This is a genomic window from Cedecea sp. AS113 (genome assembly GCF_037152415.1).
GTDB lineage: Bacteria > Pseudomonadota > Gammaproteobacteria > Enterobacterales > Enterobacteriaceae > Cedecea.
Genome location: NZ_JBBCMI010000005.1, coordinates 143716 through 157792, shown reverse-complemented (window position 1 = coordinate 157792; position 14077 = coordinate 143716). Strand labels below are relative to the sequence as shown.

General features: G+C 56.3%; 9 protein-coding genes and 1 riboswitch. Of the genes, 7 read left to right on the top strand and 2 right to left on the bottom strand.

What is annotated here, in order from left to right; genetic code table 11:
• Positions 1-20 precede the first annotated feature (20 nt).
• A riboswitch (TPP riboswitch) is annotated at positions 21-122 on the top strand.
• A gap of 31 nt (positions 123-153) precedes the next feature.
• From thiB to thiQ, 3 genes are read left to right on the top strand one after another with little or no spacing between them, the layout of a single operon-like run.
• Positions 154-1137 (top strand): thiamine ABC transporter substrate binding subunit, encoded by a 984-nt coding sequence (gene thiB / locus WFN87_RS08000; protein ID WP_336982828.1) that lies wholly within the window; start codon positions 154-156, stop codon positions 1135-1137.
• Positions 1113-2723: a thiamine/thiamine pyrophosphate ABC transporter permease ThiP gene (gene thiP, locus WFN87_RS07995; RefSeq protein WP_336982826.1), complete on the top strand. Its 1611-nt coding sequence runs from the start codon at positions 1113-1115 to the stop codon at positions 2721-2723. The genes thiB and thiP overlap by 25 nt, the downstream gene beginning before the upstream one ends.
• On the top strand, positions 2707-3405 hold the full coding sequence (thiQ, locus tag WFN87_RS07990) for a thiamine ABC transporter ATP-binding protein ThiQ (RefSeq protein ID WP_336982825.1): 699 nt from the start codon (positions 2707-2709) through the stop codon (positions 3403-3405). Before thiP ends, thiQ begins: the two co-directional genes overlap by 17 nt.
• On the opposite strand, the gene WFN87_RS07985 is transcribed toward thiQ, so the two are convergent.
• Entirely contained in the window at positions 3402-4169 is a 768-nt protein-coding gene (locus tag WFN87_RS07985) for a DedA family protein (protein WP_336982823.1), read from the bottom strand. The two genes, thiQ and WFN87_RS07985, sit on opposite strands and share 4 nt — an antisense overlap.
• Positions 4170-4367: 198 nt before the next feature.
• Between WFN87_RS07985 and polB the strand changes: the two genes are divergently transcribed.
• The 3 genes from polB (at position 4368) to rluA (ending at position 10653) form a co-directional block, all read left to right on the top strand.
• The gene (gene polB / locus WFN87_RS07980) at positions 4368-6728 is read left to right on the top strand and encodes a DNA polymerase II (protein ID WP_336982821.1); all 2361 of its coding nucleotides are present in this window, start codon (positions 4368-4370) and stop codon (positions 6726-6728) included.
• Between the two features lie 222 nt (positions 6729-6950).
• Positions 6951-9857: an RNA polymerase-associated protein RapA gene (rapA, locus tag WFN87_RS07975; protein WP_336982819.1), complete on the top strand. Its 2907-nt coding sequence runs from the start codon at positions 6951-6953 to the stop codon at positions 9855-9857.
• A 136-nt stretch (positions 9858-9993) separates the two neighbouring features.
• Positions 9994-10653, top strand: coding sequence for a bifunctional tRNA pseudouridine(32) synthase/23S rRNA pseudouridine(746) synthase RluA (gene rluA / locus WFN87_RS07970; protein ID WP_008461732.1), 660 nt, complete (start codon positions 9994-9996; stop codon positions 10651-10653).
• Positions 10654-10682: 29 nt separating this feature from the next.
• Here rluA and djlA read toward each other — a convergent pair whose 3' ends face one another.
• Positions 10683-11495 (bottom strand): co-chaperone DjlA, encoded by an 813-nt coding sequence (gene djlA / locus WFN87_RS07965; RefSeq protein ID WP_166993515.1) that lies wholly within the window; start codon positions 11493-11495, stop codon positions 10683-10685.
• A 181-nt stretch (positions 11496-11676) separates the two neighbouring features.
• Here djlA and lptD point away from each other — a divergent pair, with 181 nt between their 5' ends.
• The gene (lptD, locus tag WFN87_RS07960; protein WP_336982816.1) at positions 11677-14043 is read left to right on the top strand and encodes an LPS assembly protein LptD; all 2367 of its coding nucleotides are present in this window, start codon (positions 11677-11679) and stop codon (positions 14041-14043) included.
• Positions 14044-14077 lie beyond the last annotated feature (34 nt).

The window sequence follows — 14077 nt, the reverse complement described above, 5'->3', positions numbered from 1 at the left end:
AAGGAAATCAGTAGAATCCTCCCTGCTCAACGGGGTGCCAGGACAGTTTGTCCGCGCTGAGATAATACCCGTCGAACCTGATCCGGATAACGCCGGCGAAGGGATTTGAGACACTCAACTCAATTCCTTTGCCCCCTTTTACTGAGGTGCAAAGTGTTCAAAAAATTTCTGCCGCTGCTGGCGCTGGCCGCCATGCCCGTTTTCGCTAAACCTGTATTAACCGTTTACACCTACGACTCGTTCGCCGCCGACTGGGGCCCTGGCCCGGCGGTGAAAAAAGCCTTTGAGGCCGACTGTAACTGCGAGCTGAAATTTGTGGCGCTGGAAGACGGCGTTTCTCTGCTGAACCGCGTGCGCATGGAAGGCAAGAACAGCAAAGCGGATGTCGTGCTGGGGCTGGACAACAACCTGGTAGAGGCCGCCACGCAAACCAAACTGTTTGCGCCTTCTAATATAGAAAGCGGCGTCCTTCAGGTGCCAGGCGGCTGGAAGAACAGCACCTTCGTGCCTTACGATTACGGCTACTTTGCTTTCGTATACGACAAGAACAAGCTAAAAAACCCGCCAAAAAGCCTGAAAGAGCTGGTTGAAAGCGATCAAAAATGGAAGGTCATTTACGAAGATCCGCGCACCAGCACTCCAGGGCTTGGCCTGCTGCTGTGGATGCAAAAAGTGTACGGCGACAAAGCCCCGGAAGCCTGGCAAAAGCTGGCGAAAAAAACCGTCACCGTCACCAAAGGCTGGAGCGAAGCTTACGGCTTGTTCCTGAAAGGGGAAGCCGACCTGGTACTGAGCTACACCACCTCCCCGGCCTACCACATCATCGAAGAGAAGAAAGACAACTACGCCGCCGCGAACTTTAGCGAAGGGCATTACCTGCAGGTTGAAGTTGCGGGCCGACTGGCGAACAGCAAGCAGCCTGAACTCGCCGAGAAATTTATCAAATTCATCACCACGCCAGGTTTCCAGAACACCATTGCTACCGGCAACTGGATGTATCCGGTGACCAACGTGGCATTACCTGCGGGCTTCGACAGCCTGGTGAAGCCGCAAACCACACTGGAATTTCTCCCTCAGCAGGTGGCCACCCAGCGCGCAGAATGGATCAATGAATGGCAACGCGCCGTCAGCCGCTAATACCAGGCTGGCTGTATCCAGGGCTCTTTGCCGCAACGCTGGTCGTGGCGGTAGCCCTGGCGGCTTTTCTGGCGCTGTGGCTTAACGCTCCGCAGACGGATGTCTTTGCCATATTGCGGGACGACTATCTTTGGCACGTCCTGCGCTTTTCCTTCTGGCAGGCCTTTCTTTCCGCCGCACTTTCCGTTTTCCCGGCCATCTTTTTAGCCCGCGCGCTCTACCGCCGCCGCTTTCCTGGCCGACTGGCGCTGCTGAGGCTGTGCGCCATGACGCTGGTGCTGCCGGTGCTGGTCGCCGTTTTCGGTATTCTTTCCGTTTATGGGCGAGAAGGCTGGCTGGCCACGCTCTGCGGCTGGCTGGGCGTTGAATGGCACTTTTCCCCTTATGGCCTGCAGGGCATCCTGCTGGCGCACGTCTTCTTTAATATGCCGATGGCGACCCGTCTTCTGCTGCAGGCGCTGAACAATATCCCTTCGGAACAGCGTCAGCTGGCGGCACAGCTGGGGATGCAGGGCTGGCATTTCTTCCGTTTCGTCGAGTGGCCCTGGCTGCGCCGCCAGCTACTCCCGGTTGGCGCCCTGATTTTTATGCTTTGCTTCGCCAGCTTCGCCACCGTGCTTTCTCTGGGCGGCGGCCCGCAGGCAACCACCATCGAGCTGGCCATTTTTCAGGCATTAAGCTACGACTACGATCCCGCCAAAGCGGCATTGCTGGCTCTGCTGCAAATGGCGTGCTGCCTTGGCCTGGTGTTATTGAGTCAGAAGCTAAGCAAGGCGATTCCCGTCGGCGTCAGCCAGCTTCAGGGCTGGCGCGATCCACAGGATTCTCTGCGCCGAAAACTTAGTGATGGCCTGCTTATTGTGCTCGCCCTGGTGCTGCTGCTCCCCCCGCTGCTAGCGGTGATGGTCGATGGGATTAACGGCAGCATGGGCAGCGTGCTGCGGCAGCCAGCGCTCTGGAACGCGCTCTGGACTTCACTGAGAATTGCCACTGCCGCCGGGCTTGTCAGCGTGACGCTGACGCTGATGCTGCTCTGGAGTTCGCGTGAACTTCGGCTGCGTAACCAACGCTTCGCCGGGCAGGCCATTGAACTTAGCGGCATGTTGATTCTGGCGATGCCGGGCATCGTCCTCGCCACCGGCTTCTTCTTGCTGCTAAACAATACCGTGGGCCTGCCGCAATCCGCCGACGCTATTGTTATTTTTACCAATGCGCTGATGGCGATTCCTTACGCCTTAAAGGTGCTCGAAAACCCCATGCGAGACGTGGCAGAACGCTACACTCAGCTTTGCCAGTCGCTGAATATCAGCGGCTTTAATCGCCTGCGATTTATTGAGCTAAAAGCGCTGAAACGCCCGATAGCCCAGGCACTGGCCTTTGCCTGCGTCCTGTCGATTGGCGATTTCGGCGTGGTGGCGCTGTTCGGCAATGAAGATTTCCGCACGCTGCCCTTCTGGCTGTATCAGCAGATCGGCTCTTACCGCAGCCAGGAAGGCGCTGTCACAGCGCTACTTCTGCTGCTGCTTTGTTTTATGCTGTTTACCTTGATTGAAAAACTTCCGGGGCAAGATGCTAACTCTGACTGATGTAACCTGGCTGTACCAGCACTTACCCATGCGCTTTTCCCTGAAGGTTGCGGCGGGGGAACGAATCGCCATCCTGGGGCCAAGCGGGGCGGGGAAAAGTACGTTACTGAGCCTGGTCGCCGGGTTCCTGCAGCCTGCCAGCGGCAACATCGTCATCGACGGCGTGGATCACACCCGGACACCGCCTTCAGCTCGCCCGGTTTCCATGCTTTTCCAGGAAAATAATCTGTTTAGCCATTTGACCGTCCGGCAAAATATCGCCCTGGGCATGCATCCGGGAATGAAACTTAATGAAGCCCAGAAGCGGCGACTGCGGGAAATAACGGCACGCGTGGGGTTAACTGACATGCTGGACCGTCTGCCGTCTCAGCTTTCCGGCGGACAGCGGCAGCGCGTCGCCCTGGCCCGCTGCCTGGTTCGTCAGCAGCCCGTTTTACTGCTGGACGAACCTTTCTCGGCGCTTGATCCGGCGCTGCGCAAAGAGATGCTACAGCTGCTCGACGAGCTGTGCCGGGAGCAACGGCTGGCGCTGCTGATGGTCTCTCACAGTATTGAAGATGCAGCCCGCATCGCCAGCCGCAGCATCGTGGTAAAAGACGGGCGTATTGCATGGGACGGCGAAACAGGCACATTGCTCAGCGGGGAGGCAAGCGCCTCCGCGCTGTTGGGAATCTGCACTTAGTGCGACAGCACTTTCCGCAGGATATCCCAGTAAACCGGCATCAAGGGATGCTGCAGCAAGGCGGCAACACTGCCAATGCCCGCCACCAGCATCAACGGAGCCAGCCAGTTGAGCCGGGCCTGCGGTAGATAGCTGGCCAGGCGTTCTGAGCCACGCTTACCGCTGCGATACCAACGCCAGCACAGCCAGGCAGCCAGCCAAAGCAGTAAAGCCACCGCCAAAAGCAGCCACTTGAAGCTGGCGCTTTTCATGTCCGCAGGAATATCTATGGCCGCTCCGGCAAGGATCCCCGGCAGAAAATAGAGCGGCGGCCAGAGCAGGCAGCCGATGATATTCGGCAGCAAAAACTTCGCCAGCGGTAAATCCAGCATCCCAGCAACCATCGGCACCAGCGGGCGCGTAGGGCCGACGAAGCGCCCAACCAGAATGGTAAACATGCTGTGCTGATGGAGCGCGTGTTCGGTTTTATCCAGCAGAGCTTTATTCTTCTTCATAAATGACCAGCGGTGCAGCGGCCCTTTGAAACGCTGCCCAAGCCAGAACGAGATCCAGTCCCCCAGCAGACAGCCGACGATCCCGGCGCCCCAGGCATAATAGAAATTCACCTGGCCACTGCCGATCAGCGCCCCCAGTCCGGCCATCATTACCGTGCCCGGCAGGATCAGTCCCACCAGCGCCAGCGACTCAAAAAAGGCCACCAGCATCACCGCGATAAGCGAATATGCAACTGACTGTGTAATAAAGTGTTCCAGTAAGGCTTCCATAAGCTTTCCGTCGATGAGCGAGCGGGCGATTCTCCAGAATTAACGTGACAGGCGTCAAGGTCTCATTTCTATGAATAAAGAATAGACGGTAAAGTTCCGGACAATTCGCACACCCGGCCAACAACACTGTATATAAATGCAGTAACTAACGGTTGTTTGCGCTATAATCGAAACACTTTTCCTGAGAGAGAATGCAGCGTGTCTCAAGCTCGTCAGGGGTTTCTGCTGACCAGGCACTGGCGAGACACCCCGCGCGGTACCGAAGTCGATTTCTGGCTGGCCACGGACGATGGCCCGCTTAAGGTGCGCCTGCCGCCGCAGGAATCCGTGGCCTTTATTCCCCAGCCGCAGCTAGCCCAGGCGCAGCGTCTGTTAGCCGGTGAAAACCAGTTCCGCCTTACGCCGCTTGAACTCAAAGACTTCCATCGCCAGCCGGTGGCGGGCCTGTATTGTCAACAGCACCGCCAGCTAATGAGGCTGGAAAAACTGCTGCGCGACGGCGGCGTGACGGTCTATGAGGCGGATATTCGCCCTCCGGAGCGCTTCCTGATGGAACGCTTTATTACCGCGCCGGTCTGGTTTAGCGGATACCCTCAGGGCGATGTACTGCTGGATACCCGCCTGAAGCCCGCCCCGGAATACCGCCCGCCGTTGAAATGGGTCTCGCTGGATATCGAAACGAATCGACACGGCGAGCTGTACTGCATCGGCCTGGAAGGCTGCGGGCAGCGCCACGTCTATATGCTGGGGCCTGAAAACGGCGATGCTGCGGGCCTGGACTTTACGCTGGAATATGTCGCCAGCCGCCCTTTGCTGCTGGAGAAACTGAATAGCTGGTTTGCCGAGCACGATCCCGACGTCCTGATCGGCTGGAACGTCGTGCAGTTTGACCTGCGCGTGCTGCAAAAAATGGCCGAACGCTACCAGGTTCCGCTTCGTCTGGGCCGCGGCAACAGCCTGCTAGAATGGCGTGAGCACGGCTTTAAGCAGGGCGTTTTCTTTGCCCAGCTTGCGGGCCGGGTGATTATCGACGGCATCGAAGCGCTAAAATCGGCGTTCTGGAATTTCTCTTCGTTTTCGCTGGAAGCGGTCTCCCGTGAACTTCTCGGTGAAGGGAAGTCGATTGATAATCCCTGGGATCGTATGGATGAGATCGACCGCCGCTTTGCCGAAGACAAACCCGCGCTGGCTACCTATAACCTCAAAGACTGCGAGCTGGTCACGCGTATTTTCCACAAGACTGAGCTGATGCCTTTCCTGCTGGAGCGGGCGACGGTCAACGGGCTCCCGCTGGATAAACACGGCGGCTCGGTAGCGGCTTTCAGCCACCTTTATTTCCCGCGTATGCATCGTGCAGGCTATGTCGCCCCCAATCTGGGCGAGGTTCCGCCGCAGGCAAGCCCCGGCGGCTATGTGATGGATTCCAGTCCTGGACTCTATGACTCGGTGCTGGTGCTCGATTATAAAAGCCTGTATCCGTCGATTATCCGTACCTTCTTAATCGATCCGGTCGGCCTCGTCGAAGGTACAGCCCAGCCGGACGTGACGCACTCCGTTGAAGGGTTTATTGGCGGCTGGTTCTCCCGCGACAAACACTGCCTGCCCGAGATCGTGAGCCAGATCTGGCATGGCCGGGACGAGGCAAAACGCCACGGCAACAAGCCGCTCTCCCAGGCGCTCAAGATCATCATGAATGCTTTTTACGGCGTACTGGGTACCAGTGCCTGTCGCTTTTTCGATCCCCGTCTTGCTTCGTCGATCACCATGCGCGGTCACGAAATCATGCGCCAGACAAAAGCGCTGATTGAATCCCAGGGCTATGACGTTATCTACGGCGATACGGATTCAACCTTTGTCTGGCTGAAACAGGCCCACAGCGAAAAGGACGCCGCACAGATTGGCAGGAAGCTGGTCGAGTACGTCAACACCTGGTGGCAACGGCATCTGAAAACCACGCTGAATCTCGACTGCGCCCTTGAGCTGGAGTACGAAACGCACTTCTGCCGCTTCCTGATGCCTACCATTCGGGGGACGGACCAGGGCAGCAAAAAGCGCTACGCCGGGCTTATTCAGGAGGGCGACGAACAGCGCATGGTATTTAAAGGGCTTGAAACAGTGCGCACCGACTGGACGCCCCTCGCCCAACAGTTCCAGCAAACGCTCTATTGGCGAATTTTCCGCGGCGAGCCCTATCAGGACTACATCCGTGAGACCATTGCCAGCCTGATGTCGGGTGAGCTGGATTCACAGCTGATCTATCGCAAACGCCTGCGTCGCCCGTTAAGCGAGTACCAGAAAAACGTGCCGCCTCACGTTCGTGCGGCCAGGCTTGCCGATGAATATAACCAACGTCTGGGCAGGCCGGCGCAATACCAGAATCGTGGCACGATAAAATATGTCATGACCCTGAGCGGCCCGGAGCCGGTTGATTATCAGCAATCTCCGCTGGATTATGACCACTACCTGACTCGCCAGTTGCAGCCCGTCGCCGAGGGGATTTTGCCCTTCCTTGAGGACGACTTTGCTACACTGATGACGGGGCAGATGGGGCTATTTTAAAAACCCTCTACATAACTCAGCTTACGGCGAGGCGCTAAGAGCGTGCAGCCAGCGTCGCCGTAATTTGAAGCATGACGAGTGCGTGACGAATCCGTTGCCATCCAGTACCATAGCGCCCTTTCTTCGAATCCTTAAACCCAATTTTAAACAACTGCGCCGCCTGTGCGCGGTTGCCATGCTATTGCCTGCAAATTTAAGTCACTGAAATAGAGCCGAAAACTTATGCCTTTTACACTTGGTCAACGTTGGATCAGCGATACCGAAAGCGAACTGGGACTGGGAACCGTGGTGGCGCTGGATGCGCGTATGGTTACCCTGCTCTTCCCGGCAACGGGTGAAAATCGTCTGTACGCCAGAAATGACTCCCCGATCACCCGCGTGATGTTTAACCCAGGCGATGTGATTACCAGCCATGAAGGCTGGCAGCTGAAAGTTGATGAAGTTAAGGAAGAAAAGGGTTTACTCGCCTACCTCGGCACCCGTCTCGATACCGAAGAGTCTGACGTCCTGCTGCGCGAAGTCTTTCTCGACAGCAAATTGGTCTTCAGCAAACCACAGGATCGCCTGTTTGCCGGGCAAATCGACCGTATGGACCGCTTTGCGCTGCGTTTCCGCGCCCGCAAATATCAGAGCGAACAGTCGCGCCAGATTTGGAGCGGCCTGCGCGGGATGCGCACCAGCCTGATCCCTCACCAGCTAAACATCGCTCATGATGTTGGCCGCCGCCATGCACCGCGCGTATTGCTCGCGGATGAGGTTGGCCTGGGTAAAACCATTGAAGCCGGGATGATCATCCACCAGCAGCTGCTGGCCGGTAGCGCCGAGCGCGTGCTGATTGTGGTGCCGGAAACACTGCAGCATCAGTGGCTGGTCGAAATGCTGCGCCGCTTTAACCTGCGATTCGCGCTGTTTGACGATGAACGTTACGCGGAAGCCCAGCACGACAGCAGCAACCCGTTTGACACCGAACAATTGGTCATTTGCTCGCTGGACTTCGTGCGCCGCAATAAACAGCGCCTGGAAAACCTCTGCGAAGCGGAGTGGGATCTGCTGGTTGTCGATGAAGCTCACCATCTGGTGTGGAGCGAAGATGCGCCCAGCCGTGAATACCAGGCCATTGAACAGCTGGCCGAACATGTTCCTGGCGTCCTGTTGCTGACCGCCACGCCTGAACAGCTGGGCATGGAAAGCCACTTCGCGCGCTTACGCCTGCTGGACCCAAATCGCTTCCATGATTTCGCCATGTTCGTCGACGAGCAGCAGAATTACCGCCCGGTTGCAGACGCCGTCGCCTTGCTGCTGGCAGGAGATCGCCTGACCGATGAGCAGCTGAATACCATGGGTGAGCTGATTGGCGAGCAGGATATCGAGCCACTGCTGCAAACCGCCAACAGCGAACGCGAAGGCAGTGAAGCCGCGCGCCAGGAATTGGTTTCCATGCTGATGGACAGACACGGCACCAGCCGCGTGCTGTTCCGTAACACCCGTAACGGCGTAAAAGGTTTCCCGAAACGCGAACTGCACACCATTCGCCTGCCGCTGCCAACCCAGTACCAGACGGCGATTAAAGTCTCCGGTATTATGGCCGCGCGTAAGTCCGTGGAGGATCGCGCCCGGGATATGCTGTATCCGGAGCAGATTTATCAGGAGTTCGAAGGCGACACCGGCACCTGGTGGAACTTCGACCCACGCGTTGAATGGCTGATGGGCTACCTGACCAGCCACCGTTCGCAGAAAGTGCTGGTGATCTGCGCCAAGGCCGCGACGGCACTCCAGCTTGAGCAGGTTCTGCGTGAGCGCGAAGGCATCCGCGCAGCCGTCTTCCATGAAGGCATGTCCATCATCGAACGAGACCGCGCTGCAGCCTGGTTTGCGGAAGAAGATACCGGCGCTCAGGTCCTGCTGTGCTCAGAGATTGGCTCAGAAGGCCGTAACTTCCAGTTCGCCAGTCAGCTGGTGATGTTTGACCTGCCGTTTAACCCGGACCTGCTGGAGCAGCGTATTGGCCGTCTCGACCGTATTGGCCAGGCGCACGACATCCAGATCCACGTTCCGTACCTGGAAAAAACCGCTCAGTCGGTCCTGGTGGACTGGTACCATGCTGGCCTGGATGCCTTCGAACACACCTGCCCGACCGGCCGCACCATTTATGACAGCGTCTACCCGCAGTTGATCGAATATCTCGCGGCACCGGAAAATACCGAAGGCTTTGACGCGCTGATCAAGCAGTGCCGCGAGCAGCACGATGCCCTGAAGCAACAGCTTGAGCAGGGCCGCGACCGTCTGCTGGAAATTCATTCCAACGGCGGTGAAAAAGCGCAGGCGCTGGCAGAAGCCATTTCCGAGCAAGATAACGACACTAACCTCGTTAGCTTTGCCATGAACCTGTTTGATATCGTCGGCATTAACCAGGACGATCGCGGCGACAACATGGTCGTCATTACTCCGTCCGACCATATGCTGGTCCCTGACTTCCCGGGCCTGCCGGAAGACGGCTGCACAATCACCTTCGAGCGTGACGTCGCCTTGTCCCGCGAAGACGCGCAGTTTGTGACCTGGGAACACCCGATCATCCGCAACGGCCTGGATTTGATCCTGTCAGGCGATACCGGTAGCTGTGCCCTGTCTCTGCTGAAAAACAAAGCGCTGCCGGTGGGCACGCTGCTGCTGGAGCTGGTGTACGTTGTAGAGGCCAAAGCGCCTAAACAGCTGCAGCTCAACCGCTTCCTGCCGCCGACGCCGGTGCGCATGCTGGTGGATAAAAACGGCACCAACCTCGCGGCGCAGGTGGAGTTTGAAAGCTTCAACCGCCAGCTCAGCGCGGTTAACCGTCATACCGGCAGCAAACTGGTGAATGCGGTGCAGTCCGACGTGCACGCTATTCTGCAGGTGGCGGAAGAAAAAGTTGCCGATGCGGCACAGGCGCTGATCGACGCAGCTCGTGAAGAAGCCGATGAGAAGCTGAGCGCTGAGCTGTCCCGTCTGGAAGCGTTGAAAGCCGTTAACCCAAACATTCGTGACGACGAGCTTGCGGCTATCGAAACCAATCACCAGCAGGTGATGGAAGCGTTAAGCCAGGCTAACTGGCGTCTTGATGCCCTGCGTTTGATCGTTGTGACGCACCAGTAAATATGCGTCGCTTTACTCAAATCATTCGAGTTGCAGCAAGGCGGCAAAAGAGAGAATTCCCAGGAGCTGACTAAAGTCAGTGACTGGGATAAGTGAGAGCAGCCAACGCGGCTGCAGCTTGAAGGATGCAGAGTAAATGCTGATGGAACCCTACAATCCGCCTCTCGATCCCTGGCTGGTTATCCTGTACCAGGATGAGCACATCATGGTGGTTAACAAGCCCAGCGGCCTGCTGTCCGTTCCGGGACGTCTTGACGAACACAAAGACAGCGTGATGACGCGCATTCAGCGCGACTTCCCGCTGGCGGAATCGGTCCATCGACTTGATATGGCAACCAGCGGCGTGATCGTGGTGGCGCTGACCAAAGCGGCAGAGCGCGAGCTAAAGCGCCAGTTCCGTGAACGCGAGCCGAAAAAGCAGTATGTGGCTCGCGTTTGGGGCCATCCACAGCCGGAAGAAGGTTTGGTGGATCTACCGCTGATTTGCGACTGGCCTAACAGACCAAAGCAGAAGGTATGCTACGAGACAGGGAAATCTGCGCAGACTGGATATCAGGTGCTGGAATACGCGGCGGATAATACCGCTCGTGTACAGCTCATGCCGATTACCGGGCGTTCGCACCAGCTTCGTGTGCATATGCAGGCGCTGGGGCACCCGATTCTCGGGGACCGCTTCTACGCGACGCCAGAAGCGCTTGCCATGGCGCCGCGTCTTCAGCTCCATGCCGAGATGCTCACCATCACGCACCCGAGCTACGGTACGCCAATGACGTTTAAAGCGCCAGCGGACTTCTAAAAAAGGCCTCTCAACTGAGAGGCCTTTTTCTACTTAAACCCTTTTGCGGTTTTAATCAGATCGTAAGCGCCCTGAATCTCCTGGGCCTTTTGCTTCGCCATCTGCATCATTTCCGGCGGCAGGCCTTTTGCCACCAGCTTGTCAGGATGGTGCTCACTCATTAACTTACGGTACGCGCGCTTGATAACCGTTGGCTCATCGCTGCTTTTTACCCCAAGCACCTTGCAGGCATCTTCCAGCGTCGGGCCTCTTTGTTGCTGCGCGAAGCCGCCTTGCGATTGCTGGTATTGGCCACCACCGAACTGCTGGCCGCCTTCCATCATGCGCAAGAACTGGTCGAACTGGGCACGCGAGATCCCCAGTTCTTCGGCAATCACATACAGCACCTGACGCTCATTTGGGTGCAGCGAGCCATCCGCAAACGCAGCCTGGATTTGTATTTCCAGAAACATCCGAATTAAGTCAGAACGGCCAAAACAGACGCTTCGCATCTGCCCCATCTTTTCTCTGAGCGGATAGTTATTTTCTTTCCCCGCGCGAAATGCTCGCTGAGCGGCGGCGCGCGCCTCACCATGAAGCTGCATTCGGTCCATCAATAAAGACGCTATTTGAATATCAGCTTCCGTTACCCGACCTTTCGATTTGGTGAGGTGCCCCATCACTTCAAAAGTGGTAGAAAAAAAGATCGCCTGACGCTGCTGTTGGTTAGCAAACCAGGCCCCGCGACGGCTGCGTGCCTTATCAAACATATGGCCGATAAGAAAACCTATCACCACACCCCAAAAGCCGCCGCCTGAGATTAACCCCAAAGCAACACCGAGTACTTTTCCCCAATACTGCATATACTCCCCAAATCATCATGCTGTCGTCTAGAATTTGCTTTATCATACCCGCCATTGATAGCGCTGCCTAACGGCATACTGCTAATGGGCTGGATTAACACTAGCGCTGTGGTGATGAGTACGTTAGTCTCTGACCGTTTGCCTTCGCTATACCCTGATGACGGAACAACAAATAACACGTATGAAAAAACGTATTCCCACCTTGCTGGCCACACTGATTGGTTCAGCCCTTTATAGCCAACAAGGTATGGCTGCCGACCTTGCCTCGCAGTGTATGCTGGGTATCCCAAGCTACAATCGTCCATTGGTTAAGGACGACGGCAATAGCCAGCCGGTAACAATCCAGGCCGATCACGCCAAAGGTGACTACCCGGACAATGCCGTTTTTACCGGGAATGTTGACGTTCAGCAGGGCAACAGCCGCCTGCAGTCAGACGAAGTTCAGCTTCACCAGAAGCTGGTCGAAGGTCAAACGGATCCCGTCCGCACCGTAGATGCCTTAGGTAATGTGCATTACGACGACAATCAGGTCATCCTGAAAGGTCCTAAAGCCTGGTCAAATTTAAACACCAAAGATACTAACGTCTGGGACGGTAATTACCAGATGGTTGGCCGCCAGGGTCGCGGTACCGCAGACCTCATGAAACAGCGCGGCGACAACCGCTACACGATTCTCGAAAACGGGACGTTCACCTCCTGCCTGCCGGGCTCCAACACCTGGAGCGTGGTTGGTACTGAAGTGATTCAGGACAGGCAGGAAGAAGTGGCGGAGATCTGGAACGCCCGCTTTAAACTGGGCCCGGTACCGGTGTTCTACAGCCCTTACCTGCAGCTGCCTATTGGCGATAAACGCCGTTCGGGCTTCCTGATCCCCAGCGCTAAATACAGCACCAACAGCGGCATTGAGTTCGCGCTGCCCTATTACTGGAACATTGCGCCAAACTTCGATGCCACTATCACGCCTCACTATATTGATAAGCGTGGCGGTATCCAGTGGCAAAACGAATTCCGCTACCTGACCCAGGCAGGTTCAGGCCTGATGGAGTTTGACTATCTCCCGTCGGATGACGAGTACAAAAACGAGTCGGGCGTTGCGCCGGGCGAAAAAGATCGCCGCTGGCTGTTCTACTGGAACCACGGCGGGGTCATGGACCAGGTGTGGCGTTTCAACGTCGATTACACCAAGGTCAGCGATTCGCGCTACTTCAACGACTTCAGCTCACCCTATGGTAACAGTACCGACGGCTACGCCACGCAAAAATTTAGCGTCGGCTACGCTAATCAGAATTTTGACGCGACGCTGTCCGCTAAACAATTCCAGGTCTTTGCCAACCAGCTGGGTACATTCACCAGCTCTTACCGTGCAGAGCCTCAGCTGGACGTCAACTTCTACCAGAATGACGTGGGCCCGTTTGATACCCGAATTTATGGCCAGGCGGTGAAATTCACTAACGTGAATGACAACATGCCTGATGCAACGCGTCTGCACCTTGAACCGGTGATCAACCTGCCTGTCTCCAACGGCTGGGCAAGCCTGAACACCGAAGCCAAGCTGATGATGACCCATTATCAGCAAGGTAATCTTGATGAATATAAGCAGAAGATTAACGCCAACAGCACATTAGAAAACACCGTCAACCGCACGCTGCCGCAGTTTAAAATGGACGGCAAGCTGATCTTTGACCGTGATATGGACTCCGTTGCCGGCTGGACACAGACGCTTGAGCCACGCGCTCAGTACCTGTACGTGCCATATCGCAACCAAAGTGCTATCAACAACTACGACTCATCGCTGCTGCAGTCTGACTACAACGGGCTGTTCCGCGACCGTACTTACGGCGGTCTGGACCGTATTGCTTCCGCTAATCAGGTAACGACCGGCGTAACTTCTCGCGTTTATGATGACGCTTCGGTTGAACGTTTTAACGTATCCGCGGGTCAAATCTACTATTTCACCCAGTCCCGTACCGGGGATGACAACATTAACTGGGAGAAAGATAAGAAAACCGGCTCCATGGTCTGGGCCGGTGACACCTACTGGCGTATGACAGATCGCTGGGGCCTGCGCGGCGGGGTACAGTATGATGCTCGCCTGGGTAGCGTGGCCAATGGCAGCGGCGCCATTGAGTACCGTCGCGATGCCGATCGTATGGCACAGTTGACCTATCGTTATGCCAGCCCGGAGTATATTCAGGCTACGCTGCCGACAGTTTACTCTACCGCCGACCAGTATAGAGAAGGGATCTCGCAGGTCGGTATGGTCGCCAGTTGGCCAATCGTGGATCGCTGGTCAGTTGTCGGGGCCTACTACTACGATACCAATGCCCGACAGTCCGCTGACTCTATGTTCGCCGTGCAGTACAGCTCTTGCTGTTATGCCATTCGTGTTGGCGTCGAGCGTAAGATCAACGGGTGGGAAAATAACATGAGTAAATACGATAACGTAATCGGCTTTAACATCGAGTTACGTGGCCTGAGTTCCAACTATGGCCTGGGTATTCCGCAGATGCTGCGTACTAACATTCTGCCATACCAAAGTTCGATGTAATTCACTTTGACGAATTCTCTAAATAATCCGCTTT

Bases quoted from the DNA above. Each gene is read 5' to 3' on its own strand.
- thiP (WP_336982826.1), top strand. From the start codon at position 1,113: ATGGCAACGCGCCGTCAGCCGCTAATACCAGGCTGGCTGTATCCAGGG.
- thiQ (WP_336982825.1), top strand. From the start codon at position 2,707: ATGCTAACTCTGACTGATGTAACCTGGCTGTACCAGCACTTACCCATG.
- WFN87_RS07985 (WP_336982823.1), bottom strand. From the start codon at position 4,169: ATGGAAGCCTTACTGGAACACTTTATTACACAGTCAGTTGCATATTCG.
- rapA (WP_336982819.1), top strand. From the start codon at position 6,951: ATGCCTTTTACACTTGGTCAACGTTGGATCAGCGATACCGAAAGCGAA.
- rluA (WP_008461732.1), top strand. From the start codon at position 9,994: ATGCTGATGGAACCCTACAATCCGCCTCTCGATCCCTGGCTGGTTATC.
- djlA (WP_166993515.1), bottom strand. From the start codon at position 11,495: ATGCAGTATTGGGGAAAAGTACTCGGTGTTGCTTTGGGGTTAATCTCA.
- lptD (WP_336982816.1), top strand. From the start codon at position 11,677: ATGAAAAAACGTATTCCCACCTTGCTGGCCACACTGATTGGTTCAGCC.